The following is a 17,355-nucleotide window of genomic DNA, read 5'->3' on the forward strand; positions in this document are numbered from 1 at the left end:
CATTGATTCAGGTCTTGATGCGATGAACGCTCGGCAGCGCCACGCTGCGGATCAGCCGCGTTTCCTGCGCGACGATCAGGTGTTCCGATGCGGCCAGGTAGGCCGCGAAGCCGGGGTGCGCATCGCGGGCCTTGCAGCGCGCTTCGTAGTCCGCGAGGCTGTCGTAGCCCCACAAGTGCACGAACTGGTTCTGCGGCCCGACCATGCTGGTGTGGAAGCCGATCGGATGGCCGAGCGTCTCCAGCAGGATCGGCATCGCGAGCCGGTCGAACACCTCGATGAATTCGCCCATCTTGCGCAGCGCGATCGTGTAGACGCGGTGGTCGACCAGGGGTTTGGCGAGGGCGTTCATCACAGGGCCTCGCTGAGTTCTTCGACGCGGCTTGCGGCGCGCTTTGGTGCCATGCGAGCGGGCTCCGCACGCGCCTCCGCCTTGTCCGCGAGGTGCTTGCCCGTCACGAAGCCGAAGGTCATGTTCGGCCCATGCGTGATGCCCGCGCCGGGGTAGTTGCCGCCCATGATGCTCTGGCGGTCGTTGCCGACGGCATAGAGGCCTTCGATGGCCGAGCCGTCGCGCTTGAGCACTTCGCCGACCACGCTGGTGCGGATGCCGTCGAAGGTGCCGAGGTCGCCCATCACGACCTTGACCGCGTAGAACGGTCCGGTCGCGACCGGTGCGACGCAAGGGTTGGGCTTGTGCTCCGCGTCGGCGAGGTAGCGGTTGAACGAGGTCGTGCCGCGGCCGAACTGCGTGTCCCTGCCTTCGACCGCGCCAGCGTTGTACTCGCGCACCGTGCGCTCCAGGCCGGCCGCGTCGATGCCTGCGTTGGCCGCGAGTTCGGCCAGCGTGCGGCCCTTGAGGAGATAGCCGTTGCGCACCAGCGGGCCGGTGGGCATCGGTGCGGGCTTCGCATAGCCCAGGCCGTACTTCGCGAGCGCTGTCTTGTCGCAGACCAGCCACATCGCCGTGTCCTTGCGACCCTTGCAGGCGCGGATCATCGCGGCACCGACGTCGTGGTACGAGTTGGACTCGTTGGTGAAGCGCTGTCCGTCCTGCAGCACGCCGATCACGCCGGGCTTGTAGCGATCCAGCAGGTGCGGGAACACGCCGACCTCGCCATTCGCGTAAGGCACGCGCGAGATCGGCATCCAGGCCGAGCTGTCCTCGAATCGGATGTCGACGACGGCCCCCAGCGCTTCGGCCATGTTCACACCGTCGCCCGTGTTGCCGACCGGCGTAGGCGACACATGCTCGCCGCCACGCGCCACATGTGGATAGGCCTTGGCGATGCGCTGGATGTCGTGCGGAAAACCACCGCAGGCCAGCACCACGCCCTTGCGCGCCGTGATGCGCCGCTCGCCGCCTTCGCTGCTGACGCGCGCACCGACCACCTTGCCGCGCTCCATCAGGATCTCCTTGGCGGGCGTGCTCGTGAGGATCGGAATGCCCAGGTCCAGCGCCGACGTCGCCAGCCGCGCGGCAAGCGCATTGCCGCTCGTCACATTGATGCCGCGCTTGTAGAGCGCCAGCTCCTTGATATGCGTGGCCAGCCGCTTCGCCACATACACGAAGGAGGTCAGCGATTTCGTCGCACGGAAGAAGTGCTTCAGGTCCGCGTTCGACGAGTTGAACATCATCCCGATGAAGGTGATGGTCTTCAGCGGCGGCTTCAGTCGCGCCATGTCCTTGCCGAGGCCGCGGATGTCATAGGGCGCAGCGAGGATCGAACGACCCACGTCGGCGCCGCCATGCGCATCCGGGTGATAGTCCGGGTACATCGTCGGCACGAACTTCACCTCGGTCTCGCGCTCGAAGAACTCGACCATGCGCGGGCCGTTGTCGAGGAAGCACTCGACGGCCTCGGCCTCGAAGTGCCGGCCGGTCTGCTGGACCATGTAGTCGCGCACCGCCTCGCGCGTGTCGGCTGGGTTTTGCTTCCGGCCGTGGTGGTTCATCGGAATCCACAGCACGCCGCCCGACAGCGCCGTCGTGCCGCCGAACACCGCTTCCTTCTCGATCACCACCACGTCGAGCCCGCGCTTGCGTGCCGTGATCGCGGTGGCCAGGCCGGCCGCGCCGGAGCCGATCACCAACACGTCGCATTCGAAATCATTGGACATCGCGTGCTCCTTCAGGCCGTGGCCGTGTGGTTGAAACCGGGGCGCGGCACCATGTCCATCAACATGCAGCCGAGGCCACCGTCGACGACCAGTTCGGCGCCGTTGAGATAGGCCGAGCGCGGGCTCGCCAGGAAGATCGCCGGGTTGGCGATGTCCACCGGTTCGCCGACGCGCCGGCTCGCGGTGACGGCGGCGCGCTTCGCTTCGAAGCCGGGTTCCTCGTAGAACTTCGCGGACAGCGCGGTGCGGATCATTCCGGGGCAGACCGCATTGCTGCGCACGCCCTGCGGACCCCACTCGGCCGCCATCTGTTTCGACAGCAGCAGCACCGCCGCCTTGCTCGGGCTGTAGGCGCCGCTGCGCGTCTGCGGGTGCAGCGCCGACACGGAAGCCACGTTGACGATGCTGCCCTCGCCCGATTCGACCATCGCGCGGCCGAACTCACGGGCGCACAGCAGGTAGCCGGTGAGGTTGATCGCGAGCACCGCGTTCCAGTCGGCGACCGACACGGTGTCGAGGCTGCCGGCGCGCAGCAGGCCGGCGTTGTTGACCAGCGCTGCGCACGGGCCGAGTTCGCGCCGCACCGTCGCTGCCGCGGCAACCACCGCGCTTTCATCGCCAACGTCGCAGCCCACGGCCAGCGCTGTGGCACCGTCGTCGCGCAGCGAAGCCGCCACGCGCTCGGCCGCTTCGACATCGCGGTCGAGCAGCGCGACCTTCGCGCCGACTTCCGCCAGGCCGCGCGCAATGGCCGCGCCGATGCCGCTGCCCGCGCCGGTGACGACGCAGACCTTCCCTTCGAGGGCCAGCCAGTGGCCGGACGATTCGAATCGGATGGGTGGAATGGGGTGGCGATCCGGGTGGATGCCGTTCGTTGAAATCATGTCTTGTCTCCTGTGATCGGGTGAGCGAATGGTCCTCTCGCGGCGGCTTTCCCTCAATCGACAAAGGCGGCCAAGAACAGGACAATTCGTGCATGACTTCCGGCATGACCAGCGTCCCCAACTTCGCGCTGTACGGCACGCAGGCGCAGCCGACCTGGCGCGATCTCGTCCATTTCGAGCGCATTCCCGAGCGCTCCGGCCTGCACAACTGGGAGATCGAGCCGCACTTCCACGACGCGCTGATCCAGGTGCTGTACCCGATCAGCGGCGGTGGCGAGACCTTCATCGACGGGCGCAAGTGGACGCTGCAGACGCCCTGCCTCATCGTTGCGCCGGCACACTCGGTGCACGGCTTTCACTGGACCATCGGCGACGTCGACGGGCCGGTGGTCACGGCGGCGCAGCGCCCGCTCGAATCGCTCGCCGCCACCGCATCGCCAGAGCTGTTGCAGCACATCCGCAAGCCGACCGTGCTGCACGTCGACCCGACCAGTCGCCATGCCGAATCGCTGATGCCGCTCTTCGATGCCATCGAGCGCGAAGCCGCCACGCACACGCAAGGCCAGGTCGCGGCGGGCATGGCGTTGATGGTGGCGCTCTTCGTGCAGATCGCGCGCATCAGCGAGACTTCAGCGCGCGCGGAAGAGGACGATGTGCCGCGAACGCGCAAGGCCTTGCAGGTGGAACGCTTCCGTGCGCTGCTCGACGAGCATTGCCGCGAGCGCGTGCCGGTGGAGCGCTACGCCAGTGAACTCGGCGTGACCGCCGGCCAGCTCACGCGCCTGTGCCGCGAGGTGATGGGCATGTCGACGCTGGACGCGATCAACGCGCGCGTGGTGCACGAGGCGCAGCGCGAGCTCGTCTATTCATCGCTCAGCATCAAGCAGGTCGCGGCCGAACTGGGCTTCGAGGACGAGGCTTACTTCGGCCGGTTCTTCAAGAAGCAGACCGGGTTGCGGCCGACGGAATTCAGGGCCAACGCGCGGCGCGAGCTGGCGGGCGCGTGAGGGTCAGGCCCTCAGCGGCACAATGCATCGATGCACACCGACAGCCTCGGCAACCCCCTCAGCCTGAGCGACGCCGCCAGCGTGCGCGCGGTCGACGATTTCGTCATGGGCTTCATCTCCTGCGAGGCGCGCGCGGTGAACGTGCTGTCGGTGGCGCAGGACACGAGCCCGATCGTGCAGGCGTACTGCGCGGCGCTGCACATGTTCGCGGAGTCACGCGACGCGGTGGCCAACGCGCGGCCCTTCGTCGCGCGTGCACAGTCCGGCGTCGCACGGGCCACGCCGCGTGAAAAGCGCTTCATCGCGGCGGTGGCAGCATGGGTGGCCGGCGACATCGCGCAGGCGATCCGGCTGCACGAGGAACAGGCACACGAGTTTCCGCGCGACCTCGCCTCGCTCAAGCTGGGCCAATACCACTGCTTCAACGTCGGCGACTGCCCGGGCATGCTGCGCATCGCGTTGGCCACGTTGCAGGCATCCGCCGACGTGTCCTACGTGCACGGCATGGCCGCCTTCGGCTACGAGCAATGTCACCTGATGCGAGAGGCCGAGGCCAGCGCACGCCGCGCCATCGCCATGCGTCGCAAGGAACCCTGGGCCCATCACGCGCTGGGCCATGTGATGCTCACCGAAGGCCGCCTCTCGGAAGGCCTTGGCTTCATGCGCGAGGTCAGCGACACCTGGACCGGCCTGAACTCATTCATGGTCACGCACAACTGGTGGCACGTCGCACTCTTTCTCATCGACCTGGGCCACGATACCGAGGCGCTCGCCGTCTACGACACGCAGGTCTGGGGCGTGGTCAAGGCCTATTCTCAGGATCAGATCGGCGCGGCATCGCTGCTGGCGCGCTTCGAACTTGCCGGCATCGACGTCGGCGATCGCTGGCAGGATCTGGCCGACCATCTGGCGCAGCGCACAGACGATCACGTCCTGCCTTTCCTCGACCTGCAATACCTCTATGGCCTCGCCCGCGCCGGTCGGCCCGAGGCAGACACGCTGCTGCACAACATCGACGCCCATGCCCCACATGCGCCGGGCTCGACCCGCGCCGCATGGGAGCGCGTGTGCGTGCCGGCCGCGCACGGGCTGCGCGCCCATGCACGCGGCGACCACGCGGGCGCCATCGAAGGGCTGGGCCTGGCCCTGCCAAGGTTGATCGAGATCGGGGGCAGCCACGCACAGCGCGACGTGTTCGAGCAGGTCTACCTCGATGCGCTGGTGCGCAGCGGCATCGAAGCCGCACTCACCGGCGCGCAAGGGGTGCTGCAACGGCAGCTGAATGGGCAGCCGGAATCGCTGCGTCTGCGACGACAGACGGAAGCGGTCTACCGAGCCCTGGGCCTGTCGGGCGTCGGCGTACACTGACGGCGCTTGAAGCGTTCCGCCGAGGCCCCAGCCTCGGCAACGATTGCAGGCTGGCTGTCCACTATCAGGAGACCGCCATGACCCCCAGCGAAACTTCGCGCACCAAGCCGGGCAACAACGAAGAACCGGAGCTTACGCAGGAAGAATCGATCCCCTCCGACGGCAAGGACGTCGAAGGGGAAGCGATGATGAAGCAGGTGCGCAACAAGAAGCTCCATCAGCCGGAAGACCCGGCGGCCGACGAAGCGGGCTGACCCTCGGCCAGCACCCGCCTCCCGCAACCTCAATGGGCCTCGGCAGCAATCTTCTTCTTCGAGCCCACCGCCGCAACCAACAGCGAGCCGCAGATGAAGTAGACGACCATCACGACATACATGCTGGCGTTGGGACTGCCCGTCGCCTTGACGATGGCCGCATTGATCGAAGGGAAGACAGCCGGTCCCAAGGCGCCCAGGCTGCTGATGAACGCGATGCCGCCGGCCGCTGCGGACTTCGGCAGGTACTCGGTCACCGCCGTCCAGAAGAGCGGCGTCGCGCTGGTCATGCCGGCCGTCGCGATCGAGAGCGCCGCGAGCGAAGCCCAGATGCTGCCCGTGGTGAGGGTCGTGATGCCCAGGCCCATGGCGATCACGATGCAGCACGTCATGTAGTGCATGCGGCGTTCACCGGTCCGGTCCGAGTGGCGACCGACCAGCACCATGGCGATCACGCCGAAGAAGTTCGGGATGGCCGCCAGCAGGCCGACCAGGAACAGATCCTTGACACCCCAGCTCTGGATCAGCGTGGGCAGCCAGAAGACGATCGTGTAGGCACTTCCCAGCAGCATGAAGTACGAGGCTGCAAAGACATAGACGCGCGGGTCACGCAGCACCGCGCCCAGCGAATGACCGGCATTGGCGCTCTTGTCCGTATCGGACTCCAGGTTGTAGCGCAGCAGGTTCTTCTCGGCGTCGGTCAGCCACTTGGCTTGCTCCGGCTTGTCGTCGAGCCACAGGTACAGGGTGATGCCCAGCAAGGCGGCAGGCAAGCCCTGGGTCAGGAACATCCATTGCCAGCCGTGCCAGCCATTGATGCCGTCCATGTACTTGAGCGTCGCGCCGGAGATCGGCCCCGCCACCACGCTGATGAGCGCCGTCGCGGACATGAAGATCGCGATCACCTGCCCACGCCGCACCGATGGGTACCAGAAAGTGAAGTACAGGATCACGCCCGGGAAGAAACCCGCTTCGCAGGCACCGAGGATGAAGCGGATGATGTAGAACTCGATCGGCGTGGTGACGTACATCATGCCCGCCGCCGCCAGGCCCCAGAGCACCATGATGCGAAGCATCGTCTTGCGCGCCCCGATCTTCACCAGGATCAGGTTGCTGGGCACCTCGAAGATCAGGTAGCCGACAAAGAACATGCCCGCGCCCAGCGCGTAGACCTCGTTGCTCCAGGGCAGCGTCTGCTTCATGCCCAATTGCGCGTAACCGACGTTGACCCGGTCGAGGTACGCGATCATGTAGGACACCAGCAGGACCGGCAGCAATCGCCATCCGACCTTCTTGTACACGGCCTCCACTCGTCCAAGCTCGGCCGCCGTGGGCGGGCTCGCCGGTGCCACTGTCGCACTTGAGTTCACTCGATCTCTCCTTGAGTTTGTGCCGCCCCTCGGCGGTCGTTTCATGAGGACGCCGAAGGGCGCCCGGGATTGGTGTGCGGGCGGGCCGCGGGATGGCGGCCGCCGCCCGTGCGCAGGCGCAGGGCAAGCCGGGTCGCTCGTTGCCGAGCGACCGAGGCGACTCCATCAACGGAGTCCGGAAGGCGTGGGGAAGGGAATCGCGCCTATGCCAGCGGGGCACGTCGCCGTTGCGGCGACCAAGCGGATTCCAATGATGGACAACAGGGGAACAGGCTGTGGGCCTGGGGTTTGTTCATGGCCCCGGCGGAGGCCGAACGCTGATCGCGATGCTCGGAATGGATGCGAACTGCGCGGCCTTGTCGCAAGACCCGCGGTCCCCGTGACGCATCGCTCACGAATTGCACGTACATGTCTGTCTCCCAGTCTTGTTGTTGTTTTGACCGAGCCGTCGCGCAATGCGCGCGACGGTTAGCAGGGATCGCAAGGCCCCGGGCTTTCCCCAGGGCCGATGCATCAGCTGAAGATCACCTGGCCGTCGGTGTATTCCTTCATGCCGTCTTCCGTGAACTCGGCGCCGAGACCCGACAGCTTGACGCCGCCGAACGGGGCATTCGGCTGGATCGCGCCATGCTTGTTGATCCACACCGAGCCGGTTTCCATGCGCAGTGCGATGCGCTTGGCATGCTCGACGTCGCTCGACCACACTGAGCCGCCCAGGCCGTTCTGGCTGTCATTGGCGGCACGCACGGCTTCGTTGACGTCGGAGTAGCGGATGACCGGCAGCGCGGGGCCGAACTGCTCGGTGTCGACCAGCGAATCACCGTTCTTGAGGCCCGCGATGATCGTTGCAGGGAAGAACAGCCCGTCGCCCGGCTCGCCGCCAATCAGCACTTCGCCCTTCTTCTTCGCATCGGCCACCAGGCGCGAGACGATGTCGAACTGCGGACGGTTCTGCACCGGGCCCAGCATGCTGGTCTCGTCCATGCCGTCGCCCATCTTCACGTTCTTGGCATAGGCCACCAGGTGCTCGCAGACGTCGTCATGGATGCTGTCGTGCACGTAGAGGCGCTTCATCGCGGCGCAGGTCTGGCCGTTGTTGATGAAGCCGCCCCAGAACAGGCCTTCGGCGATCGCCTTCGGGTCGGCGTCGGGCAGCACGATGCCGGCATCGTTGCCGCCCAGTTCCAGCGTGAGGCGCTTGAGCGTTTCGGCGGCCGAGGCCATGACGCGCTTGCCGGTGTTGGTGGAACCGGTGAAGACGATCTTGCGGATCAGCGGATGGGCCGACATCTGCGCACCGAGGTTGGACGTCTTGTCGTCGCAGCTCACGCAGTTGAGCACGCCGGCCGGCAGCACTTCATTGAGCAACTCGGCCATGCGCAGCGTGGCCAGCGGCGTGAAGGGCGACGGCTTCATGACCACCGTGTTGCCGGTGCGCAGCGCGGGCAGCACGTGCCACACGGCGATCAGCACCGGGTAGTTCCAGGGCGTGATGGAACCGACCACGCCCAGGGGCTTGCGATGCAGTTCGACGCGCCCCTGCTCGTTGTCCTGAAGCACCTTCACCGGCAACGACAGGCCGGCGGTGTAGCCGGCCCACATGCCGGCACCGCCGATTTCGAAGCGCGAACCCATGCCATTGAGCGGCTTGCCTTGCTCCTGCGTGAGCAGCGTGGCGAGTTCTTCGGCATGCGCGTTGAGCTTGTTGGTGACGGCGACACAGGCTTCGGCCAACTCGGCGTCGGACTTCGCCGACCAGGCGGGGAAAGCGGCGTGCGCAGCAGCGACGGCGGCTTCCAGGTCGGCGGCGGAGCCGTTGGGCGCCGTACCGATCACCTGGCCAGTCGAAGGATTGCGGACATCGAAAGTGCCGGAGCCGGTGACAGCGCGGCCGTTGATGGTCATGTGGGCTTGATGCATGAATGTCTCTCTCTTTTCAATATTTGTGAATGAATTGCCTGACACTGGGAGAACCTCCCGTTCAACCCAGCAGCGGACTACGACGCGAGGTGTAGCCGCTCGCTTGATCATACGCATGCCCCACTTGCAGTACGGCAAGGTCGGCCTGCGCACGGCCCATGATTTGCAGGCCCATGGGCAATCCGTTGGGTCCGAAGCCCGCAGGCACGTTGAGCACCGGAAGACCGGCGAGCGTGCCGCCCACCACCACTTCCATCCAGCGGTGATAGGTGTCCATGGGCTTGCCGTTGATGCTCTTGGGCCAGTCGAGCTTGGCGTCGAAAGGGAACACCTGCGCCGACGGCAGCACGAGGTAGTCGTAGGTCTTGAACAGGTTGTTCAGCGCCTGGTACCAGGCGGACCGATCCACGCCCGCCTTGAACACGTCGGCGCCCGAAAGCTTCAGGCCGTTCTCGACTTCCCAGATGGCCTCGGGCTTCATCATGGCGCGCAGCTTGGGGTCGGCATAGAGGCCGCCGGCCACGCCCGCGATGACGAAGCCGCGCATCGCGAGCCAGGTGTTCCAGAGCTTCTCCATCGGGAACTCGGGCTGCACGGCCTCGACCTTGCAGCCGATGCTCTCGAAGTTCTTCAGTGCCTTCGTACAGGTGTCCATCACGCCGGCTTCCATCGGCAGGTAGCCGTTGAAGTCGCCGAACCAGCCGATGCGCGCGCCCTTGAAGTCCTTCTGCAAGGGCCTGGTGAACATCGCCGGATCCTGGTCGATGGACAGCGGCGTGCGCGAATCGAAGCCCGCCTGCACCGACAGGAACATGGCCAGGTCGGCCACGTTGCGCGCCATCGGACCTTCGTAGCCCAGCTGCTGCAGGAAGACCTCGTTGGTCGGCCCGAATGGCACGCGGCCAAACGAAGGCCGGAAGCCGTAGACGTTGTTCCACGCGGCCGGGTTGCGCAACGAGCCCATCATGTCGCTGCCATCGGCCACGGGCAGCATGTTCAGCGCCAGCGCGACCGCCGCACCACCGCTGCTGCCACCGGCGCTCTTGGTCGGGTCGTAGGCGTTCAGCGTGGTGCCGAACACCGTGTTGTAGGTGTGCGAGCCGAGGCCGAACTCCGGCGTGTTGGTCTTGCCGATCAGCACCGCTCCGGCCTTGCGGGCGCGTTCCACGATGATGGAGTCGGCCTTGGGCACGTTGTTCTTCAGGATCGGCGAACCCTGCGTCGTGAGGATGCCGGCCGTGTTGGTCAGGTCCTTCGGCGCCTGCGGGAAGCCGTGCATCCAGCCGACCTTCTGGCCGCCCTTGGTGGCGCTGGCCAGTTGCGCATCACGCTCGGTGGCCTGCGCCAGCAAGCCGTCGCGGGCCTGGAGCGAGACGATCGCGTTGACCTTGGGATTGAGGCGATCGATCTGCGACAGGTAGGCCGTCATGACCTCCACGCAAGACACGCTGCGCGACTGGATGGCCTGCGAAAGCTGGATCGCCGTCCATCCGGTGATCTCGCCGGCGCCCTTGGCCGCGGCATGCGCGGACTGCGCCATCATGGTCAAGGGTGCGGCAAGTGCCGCCGCGCCCAGCTTGAGAAAGTCGCGGCGCTGGGTGCCGCCGGTGGTTGAGCTGCCGTGGCACTTTGCGTGCTCTGTATCGTCTCGCATCCTGGGTCCTCGTAGGTTTACTTGGCCTTGGCCGCAGGCGCGTTAAGCCCCAGCGTCGGCGTCTCATCGAAGAAGTTCCACGGCTTGAGCAGCACGTTGACCCACTCCGTCGGCATGATCGGCCACTCCTCGGCACGCGCCACATGGGTGGTGCCGGTGGTGAGCCAGACCACGTTGTCTGTGTTCTCGATGGGCTGGTCGTCGGCGATGAACTGACCGAGGCCGGTGTCCTTGTTGGAACGGTTGGGGTACTTGCCTTCAGGGAACAACTCATCGGGGTTGTAGCGGGTCACCCAGAGCTGGCGGTCCATGAAGCTCAGGCGGTGGTTGATCCACTCGTCCTTGGCAAAGTTGGCGCCCTTGGCGATCGGGTGCGTACCGCCGGCATAGGGGATCAACTGGTAGGACACGGGGTTGCCGACCTTGTTGTTGCGCGCGGGGTTGCTCAGCAGGCGGATGGTCGCCGGGTCGAACTTCTGCGCGGCCTTCTGCTCGGTCGCGACGTTGCGCGTGACCGTTTCCATCGCGCTGGTGCGGGGTCCGCCGCGCACGTTCGGCACGACCACCGGGTCGACTTCGGTGAACGAGTTCTTCTCGCCATCCACGTCCAGGTCGAGCCGGAAGTTGTAGATGTGCTGGTGCGTGGTGCCCACGATGTTGTGGTCGATCAGGGTGCCGTAGCGCGTGTCTTCCTTTGCGGTTGGGTCTTGCATGGTGCGTGCATTCACGCCCTTCACCGCCTCGATGCCGGTGGCGCCAGCATTGATGCCGATGGTTCCGTTCTCGGCGAAGACCCAGTCGAAGATGTAGTCGTAGTTGCCGACCGTGCTGATCCACCGCACCACCAGCTCGCGCCGCTCGGTGCTGATGTTGTACTTGCCCATCTCGTTGTGCTTGTACTCGGGGCCGGCATAGCGCTCGAACACCGCCATCGCATTCGGCACCTTGTAGGGCTTGCCGGTGAAGTCGGCCAGCGTGGCGTCGAGCAGCACGGCGTTCATCGGCGCATCCTTGCCCGGCACGATGGACGAGGTCAGCGTGCCCATGCCGTATTCGCCCGAGTCGAGGTAGGCCTTGAAGTACCAGCCGGTATCAGGATCGCCGTAGGGCACGATCATGCCGCCCAGCGAGCCCTCGTACATGATCTTGCGCTTGGTGCCCTTGTCGTTGTAGGTGACGGTCTGCAGCGTCAGGCCCACGCGCGAGTCGAGCCGCATGTGGAAGTCCCAGTTGCGCCAGTGCAGCATGTTGCCGGTGATCGTGTAGTTCTTGCCTTCGGGCTCGGTGATCTCCAGCGGCTTGGGCGGCGCCGTCAGCTTGCGGTCGCGGCCGTCGTAGGGCGTGGGCTTCATCGGCACGGGCACCACGCCCGAGTCCTCGATCTTGATGACCTTCTTCAGCTCCAGGTCGACCACGGCCACCAGGTTCTCGATGGGGTGTGCCCAAGTGTTGCCATCGCCCACGTCGGCGTAGCTGACCACCTTCAGGAGCCGGTCTTCCTGCTTCAGGCCATCCTTGCCGTCGAAGTAGCCCACGGTCAGCGGCGTGGCATAGACCTTCTTGACATCGTTGATGCCACGCTTGGCCAGCGCCTGCGCGTATTCGGGGCTGGACTCGATGATCTTCTGCACCGACTCGAAGTCGTCCAGCAACACCATGCCATGGGCGCCTTCGATGGGCTTCCAGTTCGTCAGGCTGCGCGCGGCGAGATCCACCGTGCCTTCGATGACCTTCTTGCCGTCGAGGATGACGAAGTTCGCCTGGCGTGGCGCCTGCACAGCCTGGCCGCCGAGCGCATAGGCCCAGATCTGGTCCTTGGGCGGCGTCTTCACGGTGATCTCTGTGAAGCGGTAACCCGGCTGGTATTTGCCCGAGGCCTTCAGCACGTCGACGGTGGCGTTGATCTCGGCCTCCGTCAGTGGATTGAGCGGGCTGGCCTTGCGCTCGATGACGAAGGTCTTGTCCAGGTTCGACTGGAACACCTGGTTGATGAAGTCGCGCGACACGTACGGCGCGCCCTTGCGCATCACCACCGGCACATCGAGTTGCAGGGGCTGGCCGTTGATCAACGCTTCCCTGGAGCCGGGCTTGACGCGCACCAGCGTGCCATTGCGATTGATCGTATAGACGTTGGAAAAGCGGTCGAAGCGCACGCTGGCGCCGAAGTCTTCCATCGTCTTGGTCATCGGCACCATGTGGGCCGCGCCGCCATGAGCCATCGCGGGCGCGGACCACAGCGTGGCGGCGCCGATGGCGCAGGCGCCGAAGGCCACGGCGAGCGCCCGGCCGATCGGCCGCAGGCCGGTCGTGCGCAGTGCAGGAGAAGCGGATACGTCTTGCATGGGGTGGATTCCTGGTCGTCGTCGGTCGAAGTGACAGCGCGACGAAGGTTAGGGCCGTGGGGGACCACGGCGTTATCCACTTTTGGCAAGCCGGCCGGGAGGGATTACCCGGACTTGACTTTCAGTGCCGGCGCATCGCCTCCAGCGGCATGTGCAACGCGAACCGCGTGCGGGTGGCCGACGGCAGTTCGCCGAACAGTTCGCGGTATTCGGCTGCGAAGCGTGACGGATGCCAGAAGCCCCAGCGGGCCGCCACGTCGCCCACCGTGTCGCCGTGCCGCGACTGGAGTTCACTGCGCACCCGGTTGAGCCGCATCACGCGCAGGTAGGTCACCGGGCTCAGTTGCACCACGTTCTCGAACGCGTATTGCAGCGCGCGGCGCGACGCGCCGGTGGCCACGCACAGGTCCGGCACCGAGATCGGCTCGTCCGCATGGCTGCGCATGTACTCGCGCGCGGTCGCCACGATCTGCCGGCGCGCGGCGGCGCCGGGAAGCAGGCCCGACTCGAGGCGCTCCGGCGCGATGCTATCGAGCACCGCGTCGGTGAGCGACTCCGCCAGGCGATTGCGCACGGCCGCATCGGCCAGGGTCTTGGGCCGGTCGCGCACCAGCGACATGGCGCTGTCGACCAGCACAGCCAAGGCATGCCGATGGGCCGTCGAGCGGCCGACCATCGACGTGCCGGGCAGGGTCAGCTCCAGGTCCCGCCCGTGCAGGATGGCCGCGCGCTTGACGAGTTCCGCCGTGTCGACGCAGACCCCCACGAGCGCCATGCCGGCGCCCGCGACGAGTTCGAACTCGCGATCCGAGCTGATCGCAAATATGCCGCCTTCGTCGATTTGATGGCCGCAATACCAGCCCGGCGCTCGGTTGGCCTCGGCCAGTGCCACGGAGATGGTGTTCGCGCGCGGGCGTCCACCCTGCATCACGGACTGGTTGGATTGCTCGCGAAAGATCTGCACCGGCCCGATATGGAACTCTTCCAGGCAGCCTTCATAGCGCCCTGCGGAAAGCTGTTCGTAGTTCTGGTCCCAGGCGCTCAGGCTGGCGGCATGCTCGCCGGCGTCGCGCGTCAGGGTCCGGGCATAGCGGATCGCGGCGGCCTGGGCCGTCGCATCGGCATGCAATTGCTGCGCGGGCATTGTTATCGTCTCCAGTTCACTCCAGGGCGAATGCTAGGCCACCCAAAGTACTCACACAACCCGCTCGTGTGCATCACTTTCGACGGGAGGGCATTCCGCACGGATGGAATCCGGATAGACCCTGACTTCCCTGCACCGCACGAATTTCCTTGACTGAAATCAAGGTTCTTGAAGTTGGCGGCGCCAAGGCCCGCAAACAAAAACATTCATCCTTACGATCGCTCCCGGTCCACCGCAAAGTCTGGTTGATCGCTAACTAAACCAATATCAAGGAGTTCAAGATGACTGTGATGTTCAGCCGTATCGGCACCCCCCACGCAGGCCACCAACAGGCAGCCATGGTCTACGCCAAGCAGCGCTGCGAAGCCGTCAACAAGGTTTTCGCCCTGCACGCCCATGTGTACGCCCGCTTCGGCGGCCCCGCTGGCCAGGTCGTGATGCTCGAAACCTTCGAGAACATGGCCGCCCTGGAAAAGCTGAAGCTGGCGTCGATGGACCCCGCCAACCACGCCAAGCTGCCGGTCGCTCCGGAAGGCGTGTTCCAGTCGGTGGAAGAGCACATCTGGATCGAGCTGTAATCTGATCCGCCTTACCAAGAAGAACGAACCCTCCTGAAGAGGGTCTTCCAATCGGCAGTTCGAGTGATTCGACTGCCGATTATTTTTTGTCCGTCGCATGCTGGCTCAGCCTGCGCACATCCAGGATGGTCACGCTGTTGCCATCCAGTTCGATCAGCCCCAGCTTGCAGAACTCCCTGAAGTAACGCGACAGGGTCTCCGGAGTCAGGTTCAGTTGCGCGGCCATCAGGTGCTTGTGCAGCGAGAGCTGGACGCGGCTCACTTCAGACGCATTGGGCGGCACCAGCCGCAACAGATAACTGGCCAGCCTCGCACCCGGCGGGTGCATGAAGAACTCCTCGATGTCGACCGCCGCCTGGTGCAAGCGGCCCGCCAAGCTGCACAGAAGGCGCAAGGTCAACTGCGGGTCGGCCTGCAGCAACGCCAGCACGGTGGCCTTGGGCACGAAGACCAGCGCTGTGTCTTCGAGCGCAATGGCCGTGGTGTTGTGCGCCAGGTCCTTCAATAGCGTGGCGTCGCCGAAGCCACCACCGGCTTCGATCACCCGCAGCGGCTTCTCGATGCCCTGGCTCGAGAACAGCGACTGCCGCACGCGCCCATAGGCAATGACATAGCTGCCGCTGCTGGGCTCGCCCTTGCGGAAGATGACTTCCCGCTTCTGCACGCGGATCACGCGCGCCTCGTGAGCAAGCCTGGTGAGCAGGTCTTCGTCCAGCCCCTGGAAGAAAGGCAGGTTCCGGATCAGGCGCGCGATTTGCGCAATCTGCATTGTTGGAATCGAAGTGAGGGGTGCGCGAACCGCCTAGGCATCAGGTCCTCTTGCGTGCAACAGGAAGCGTTGCACAGCCCATGCCGCAGCGGGGGATGTGGCAGGAGGTCTGCGCGATCAGGCCCTGGAGGCGGCGCGAGCACGCACGCCACAACACGGGATGCGGCGCCTGTCGTGGCCTCCGCTTCGAACGGCATGCGGACAGCCGTGCGGCCCGGTCCACGGCGATTGATTCCAGGTTCATTCTTGTGCCTCCTCGTTTTGTTCGCCGCCCTCTGTCGGAGACGGTCGCTCTGCGGTCCCATGGTATGCGCGCCGACGGCCTCAAGACCGCCGACGCCTCTAACAGCATGGACCGGCCGCGCAATTTACCAACCTTTGGGCGCACGATTCCTGCAAGTTGCGGTGCGCCCGTGTGCCGCCTTCGCAGGACACGGGCGCGAGGGTGCGCACTGTTGCAGCAATCAGGCGGCGCGCGGGCGCTTGTCGATCACGCGAACAGCCTTGCCGGTCGAGGTGCGTTCGATCGAATCGGGCGCCTGCACCGACACGCGGGTGCTGATGCCGACCATGGTCTTGATGCGCTGCTGCAGCCAGCGGGCGGTGTCGGCCACCTCGCTGGACGGCATGTCGGCCGCACCTGGCTGCAACTCGGCCAGCACCTCGACCTCGTCGAGCAAGCCCTGGCGCGTGACGATCATCTGGTAGAGCGAGGACAGCTTGCCATGCTTGAGCACCAGTTCCTCGATCTGCGTCGGGAACACGTTCACGCCGCGGATGATGAGCATGTCGTCCGAGCGGCCGACGATCTTGCCGATGCGGCGGAAGGCGCGCGAGGTCGGCGGCATCAGGCGCGTGAGGTCGCGCGTGCGGTAGCGGATCACCGGGAAGGCTTCCTTGGTCAACGAGGTGAAGACCAGTTCGCCCTCCTCGCCGTCGGCCACCACTTCGCCGGTCTCGGGGTTGATCACTTCCGGGTAGAAATGGTCTTCCCAGATGACCGGGCCGTCCTTCGACTCGACGCATTCGCTGGCCACGCCCGGCCCCATCACTTCGGAGAGGCCGTAGATGTCCACCGCGTCGATGCCGGCCTGCGCCTCGATGTCGCGACGCATGCTTTCGGTCCACGGCTCGCCACCGAAGATGCCGATCTTCAGCGAGCTCTCGCGCGGGTCGATGCCCTGGCGTGCGAACTCCTCGAGGATCACCTGCATGTAAGACGGCGTGACCATGATGATGCGCGGCTTGAAGTCCTGGATCAGCTGCACCTGCTTCTCGGTCTGGCCGCCGCCCATCGGGATGACTGTGCAACCCAGCTTCTCGGCACCGTAGTGCGCGCCCAACCCGCCGGTGAACAGGCCGTAGCCATAGGAGATGTGCATCGCATCGCCGGCACGCCCGCCTGCCGCGCGGATGGACCGCGCCACCAGGGTCGCCCAGTTGTCGATGTCGTTCTTGGTGTAGCCCACCACCGTCGGCTTGCCGGTTGTGCCCGACGATGCATGGATGCGCGAGACCTGGCTCTGCGGCACCGCGAACAGCCCGAAGGGGTAGTTGTCGCGCAGGTCCTTCTTGGTCGTGAACGGGAATTTGCCCAGGTCGGCCAGCGTCTTCAGGTCATCGGGGTGCACGCCCTTGGCATCGAAGGCCTTGCGGTAGTGCGGCACGTTCTCGTAGACGTTCTGCAACGTGGCCTTGAGGCGCTTGAGTTGCAGCGCGGCGATCTCGTCGCGGCTGGCGCGCTCGATGGGGTCGAGCAGTTCGGTGGGGGTGGTGTGGACGGTCATTTTCTTGTCTCCTTGTTGAATGGATGTGTGGCAGCGTTGTTGTTCACCAGGCTTATCGCGTGACCCTCAACGCATGAAACCAGGGCAGGCAATGCCTGTTCGTGGGCACCCGCGGAACCGGCTTTGCCGGCCGCTGGGTGCACCCCCTCGAGGGGCT

At 65.6% G+C, this 17,355-nt stretch carries 14 protein-coding genes; 4 read left to right on the forward strand and 10 right to left on the reverse strand.

Annotated features, from left to right (window positions below; all coding sequences use genetic code 11):
- Positions 1–7: 7 nt before the first annotated feature.
- Genes WKW79_RS13920 through WKW79_RS13930 form a run of 3 tightly spaced genes read right to left on the reverse strand, consistent with a single transcriptional unit; the run spans position 8 to position 3,005 of the window.
- On the reverse strand, positions 8–352 hold the full coding sequence (locus WKW79_RS13920) for an NIPSNAP family protein (protein WP_340335758.1): 345 nt from the start codon (positions 350–352) through the stop codon (positions 8–10).
- Positions 352–2,121: an FAD-dependent oxidoreductase gene (locus tag WKW79_RS13925; RefSeq protein ID WP_340335759.1), complete on the reverse strand. Its 1,770-nt coding sequence runs from the start codon at positions 2,119–2,121 to the stop codon at positions 352–354. The genes WKW79_RS13920 and WKW79_RS13925 overlap by 1 nt, the downstream gene beginning before the upstream one ends.
- A gap of 11 nt (positions 2,122–2,132) precedes the next feature.
- Entirely contained in the window at positions 2,133–3,005 is an 873-nt protein-coding gene (locus WKW79_RS13930) for an SDR family NAD(P)-dependent oxidoreductase (protein ID WP_340335760.1), read from the reverse strand.
- 92 nt (positions 3,006–3,097) lie between these two features.
- Between WKW79_RS13930 and WKW79_RS13935 the strand changes: the two genes are divergently transcribed.
- From WKW79_RS13935 to WKW79_RS13945, 3 genes are all read left to right on the forward strand, one after another.
- On the forward strand, positions 3,098–4,012 hold the full coding sequence (locus WKW79_RS13935; protein ID WP_340335761.1) for a helix-turn-helix domain-containing protein: 915 nt from the start codon (positions 3,098–3,100) through the stop codon (positions 4,010–4,012).
- A 30-nt stretch (positions 4,013–4,042) separates the two neighbouring features.
- Positions 4,043–5,380 carry a tetratricopeptide repeat protein gene (locus WKW79_RS13940; RefSeq protein WP_340335762.1) on the forward strand — a complete coding sequence of 446 codons (1,338 nt, stop codon included), beginning with the start codon at positions 4,043–4,045 and terminating at the stop codon, positions 5,378–5,380.
- A 77-nt stretch (positions 5,381–5,457) separates the two neighbouring features.
- A complete protein-coding gene (locus WKW79_RS13945; RefSeq protein WP_340335763.1) occupies positions 5,458–5,634 on the forward strand; it encodes a hypothetical protein in 177 nt (58 codons plus the stop codon).
- A 29-nt stretch (positions 5,635–5,663) separates the two neighbouring features.
- On the opposite strand, the gene WKW79_RS13950 is transcribed toward WKW79_RS13945, so the two are convergent.
- From WKW79_RS13950 to WKW79_RS13970, 5 genes are all read right to left on the reverse strand, one after another.
- On the reverse strand, positions 5,664–7,004 hold the full coding sequence (locus tag WKW79_RS13950) for an MFS transporter (RefSeq protein ID WP_340335764.1): 1,341 nt from the start codon (positions 7,002–7,004) through the stop codon (positions 5,664–5,666).
- Between the two features lie 513 nt (positions 7,005–7,517).
- Positions 7,518–8,924 (reverse strand): aldehyde dehydrogenase family protein, encoded by a 1,407-nt coding sequence (locus tag WKW79_RS13955; RefSeq protein ID WP_340335765.1) that lies wholly within the window; start codon positions 8,922–8,924, stop codon positions 7,518–7,520.
- A 61-nt stretch (positions 8,925–8,985) separates the two neighbouring features.
- Positions 8,986–10,464, reverse strand: coding sequence for an amidase (locus WKW79_RS13960; protein WP_340336049.1), 1,479 nt, complete (start codon positions 10,462–10,464; stop codon positions 8,986–8,988).
- A gap of 131 nt (positions 10,465–10,595) precedes the next feature.
- The gene (gene tynA, locus WKW79_RS13965) at positions 10,596–12,920 is read right to left on the reverse strand and encodes a primary-amine oxidase (RefSeq protein WP_340335766.1); all 2,325 of its coding nucleotides are present in this window, start codon (positions 12,918–12,920) and stop codon (positions 10,596–10,598) included.
- Positions 12,921–13,041: 121 nt separating this feature from the next.
- A complete protein-coding gene (locus WKW79_RS13970; protein ID WP_340335767.1) occupies positions 13,042–14,064 on the reverse strand; it encodes a helix-turn-helix domain-containing protein in 1,023 nt (340 codons plus the stop codon).
- Between the two features lie 281 nt (positions 14,065–14,345).
- On the opposite strand from WKW79_RS13970, the gene WKW79_RS13975 reads away from it, so the two are divergent.
- Positions 14,346–14,642, forward strand: a complete 297-nt coding sequence (locus WKW79_RS13975; protein WP_340335768.1) for a hypothetical protein — start codon at positions 14,346–14,348, stop codon at positions 14,640–14,642.
- 79 nt (positions 14,643–14,721) lie between these two features.
- On the opposite strand, the gene WKW79_RS13980 is transcribed toward WKW79_RS13975, so the two are convergent.
- Positions 14,722–15,411 carry a Crp/Fnr family transcriptional regulator gene (locus tag WKW79_RS13980; RefSeq protein WP_340335769.1) on the reverse strand — a complete coding sequence of 230 codons (690 nt, stop codon included), beginning with the start codon at positions 15,409–15,411 and terminating at the stop codon, positions 14,722–14,724.
- Between the two features lie 464 nt (positions 15,412–15,875).
- Positions 15,876–17,198, reverse strand: a complete 1,323-nt coding sequence (gene paaK / locus WKW79_RS13985) for a phenylacetate--CoA ligase PaaK (RefSeq protein ID WP_340335770.1) — start codon at positions 17,196–17,198, stop codon at positions 15,876–15,878.
- Positions 17,199–17,355 lie beyond the last annotated feature (157 nt).

The sequence above is a fragment of the Variovorax robiniae genome, assembly GCF_037889955.1.
GTDB classification, from domain to species: Bacteria; Pseudomonadota; Gammaproteobacteria; order Burkholderiales; family Burkholderiaceae_C; genus Variovorax; species Variovorax robiniae.